The sequence below is a fragment of the Nocardia alni genome, from assembly GCF_019038435.1.
Classification (GTDB): domain Bacteria; phylum Actinomycetota; class Actinomycetes; order Mycobacteriales; family Mycobacteriaceae; genus Nocardia; species Nocardia alni.
Window position 1 is genome coordinate 1 of sequence record NZ_JAGPOX010000412.1, and the last position, 381, is coordinate 381.

The window sequence follows — 381 nt, forward strand, 5'->3', positions numbered from 1 at the left end:
GTTCTAAGTTCATTCGGCTCGCTTGTGAAAAGTATCTTCAGCGCCATCCTGAAGATACTGAGAAAGTAAAAGAGCTTTTAGATAAGCTGTCTTTCTGATCCCTGACCGATATACTCCGTAGCCATGAACAGATTGAATCGTCAAAAGCCTCTATTCAAGTTCCTGGACGTGTTCCGTCACGTGTTAACTTGATGGCCGGTGGCAAGATGCGGGTTGAGCGAATAAAGGGGCAGATGTATTTTCCCTACCCTGATTTCTGAGCAGGGAGGCTCCAGTGCAGACGTCGTAAGGAGGCTCCGCGATGCCTAGGCAGAGGCGAGTGGTTTTACTGAACTATCCGCTTCACGTGGTTCAGTGTGGGTAAGATCGGCAGTGGTATAC

The 381-nt window shown here is 48.8% G+C and carries 1 protein-coding gene; it reads left to right on the forward strand.

Translation table 11 applies throughout. The features are described 5' to 3' along the window. Positions 1-11: 11 nt before the first annotated feature. Complete coding sequence (gene cdiI / locus JZ791_RS47125) at positions 12-98, forward strand: ribonuclease toxin immunity protein CdiI (RefSeq protein ID WP_368858358.1); 87 nt, start codon at positions 12-14, stop codon at positions 96-98. The last annotated feature ends 283 nt before the right edge of the window (positions 99-381 follow it).